The organism is Saccharomonospora halophila 8 (genome assembly GCF_000383775.1).
Taxonomy (GTDB): Bacteria; Actinomycetota; Actinomycetes; order Mycobacteriales; family Pseudonocardiaceae; genus Saccharomonospora; species Saccharomonospora halophila.
Window position 1 is genome coordinate 3,011 of record NZ_KB912510.1, and the last position, 2,301, is coordinate 5,311.

The 2,301-nt window shown below is 72.7% G+C and carries 2 protein-coding genes; both read right to left on the minus strand.

From position 1 onward, the window contains the following. Window positions 1-1,260, minus strand: a 1,260-nt coding sequence (locus tag SACHA_RS20745) for an MCE family protein (RefSeq protein WP_019808321.1), incomplete at its 3' end; no start/stop codon positions are given. Then, a partial coding sequence (locus tag SACHA_RS20750) for an MCE family protein (RefSeq protein WP_019808323.1) occupies window positions 1,260-2,301 on the minus strand: 1,042 nt, incomplete at its 5' end. The genes SACHA_RS20745 and SACHA_RS20750, both read right to left, overlap by 1 nt.

The following is a 2,301-nucleotide window of genomic DNA, read 5'->3' on the forward strand; positions in this document are numbered from 1 at the left end:
AGTGCCGCCGCCGGGGGTGCCGCCGCCGCCCGAGCCCGTCCCACCGGAACCTCCCGTCCCACCGGAGGCCGTCCCACCGGAGCGGGTCGCGCCGAGGGTGAGCGCGTCCACCAGGTCCGCGATCGAGCCGGAACCGGGTTCGGCCACCGTGGGGACGCCGCCGTCCGGTGTGTTCTGCGAGCCGCGCACCGAGCCGGCGTGTCCGTGGGGCAGGGTGCACGCGGCGTCGGTGTTGAACGGGGCGTCGCCGGTACTCTCGCCGTCGCGGCGTTCGGTGCCTCCGTAGCCGCGGGTACACGGCGCCGGGTCGAAGAACGTCAACGCCTGGGACAGCTTCGTGCCGTCGGAGGTCACCGCCGCGGAGGTGGAGGCCACCGCCTTCGGGGTGTAGACCAGCAGATGCTCCAGGCCGTCCGTGCGCGAGGCGAACATCCGGGACGTGGTGAGCAGGTTGGCCATCAGCACCGACAGGCCGGGATCGGTGTCGGCGAGCAGGCCGCTGATCTCGGTCGCCGCTCGCGGGGCGGTGCCGATGAGCTGCCGGAGGTCGCCGTCGGAGGCGGCGAGTTCCGCCGCGAACAGCTTCGCGTCGCGCCCGAACGACCGCCACGCCCGTGCCGACTCCGCCTGGGTGCGCAGCACCGTCGCCCCGTCGTCGATCAGGTCGGTGGTCTGGGGCAGGTGCTCGGCCGCGGTCCGGGTGAACCCGGTGGCGGTGTCCAGCAGCAGCTGGAGATCGTCCCCGGTGCCGTGCAACGCGGTGTACAACTCATCGACGACAACCCGCATCGAGTCGGTGGGGACGGACCCGGTGAGCTCGCTGAGGTTCGCCAGCAGTGTGTGCACGGGCAGGGGGGTGGTGGTGGACTCGCGGGGGATCACCGAGCCCTCCTCCAGGTACGGTCCCCCGTTCGCCCGCGGCTGGAGGTCGACGTACTGCTCGCCGACCGCCGACCGGTTCGCCACCACCGCACGGGAGTTCACCGGGATGGGCGGGGCGTCGTCGTCGAGTACCAGGTCGGCCTCCATTCCCTCGTCGGTGAGCCGCAGGTCGCCGACCCGGCCGACGGCCACGCCCCGGTAGGTGACCTCGCTCCCCTCGAACAGCCCACCGCCCTGGGACAGTCGCAGGCGCACCACGTCGCCACCGTCGCCGATCAGCCGGGGCAGTCCCGCGTAGTTGGCCCCGACGAACGTCACCGCGGCCGCCGCGACCACCACGAACGCGACCACCTGCGCGCGGATCCTGCGGGTCAGCATCAGCGACTCCCTCCGTCCGGGGCGGGCGTGGCGGTGTCCGTGGACGGCAACGGCAGCGGCGGGACCGGCTCGGTGTAGTTCCCGTCCGGCAGCACACTGATGTAGGCGTTCAGATAGTCGCCCTCGATCCCGTCGAGCACGGCGTCGGTGAACGGGAAGGTCGGCAGGATCTCCAGGGCCCGGGGTAGCGAGGCGCCCGCGTCGGCCAGCCGCCGCAGCACCGGCGCCAGCGCCCGCAGGTCGGCCACCAGGTCCTCCCGCGTCTTCTCGACGACGTCCACGGCCACACCCGAGAGCTCGTCCAGCGACGACAGCATCGACACCAGCGCCTCCCGCTGGTCCCGCAGTTCGCGCAGGCCGGGGGTGAGGTCGTTCAGCGCGCCGCGGATCTGCTCCGCCCGTCCGGCGAGGGTGGCCGACAGCCGGTTCATCCCGTCCAGCGCGTCGGTGATCTCGTCGCGGTGCGCGTCCAGGTCGGAGACCAGATGGTCCACCTCGGACAGAAACCGCCTGATGTCGGCCTCGTTGCCCTCCATCGCGGCGGTCAGCTCCTGGTTGATGGTGCGCAGCTGGGCGATGCCCCCACCGTTGAGCAGCAGGGAGAGCGCGCCGAAGACCTCCTCCACCTCCGGGTGCCGGTTCGTGCGGGCGGCGGGGATCAGTGCGTCGTCCTCCAACGGGGCGCGGTTCGCCCGTGGGGTGTCCGACCGTGGTGCGTCCAGTTCCACGAATTTCTCCCCGAGCAGGCTGGACTGCCGGATGTTGGCGATCGAGTCGGCGGGCAGCTCGACGTCGCCGTTCACCGACAGCACCACCTCGGCCTGCCAGTCGTCGGTGTCGGCCAGGGCGATCGACTCCACCCGCCCCACCGCGACGTCGTTCACCTTCACCGCGGCGTGCGGGACGAGGTCGAGCACGTCGTCGAAGCGCACCGTCACCCGGTACGGGTCGTCCCCGAGGTCGGCTCCCCCGGGCAGCGGCAGGTCGTGGACCCCGTCGAAGCCGGCGGGCGCGCAGCCGCCCGCGGCGACGCCGAGCTCG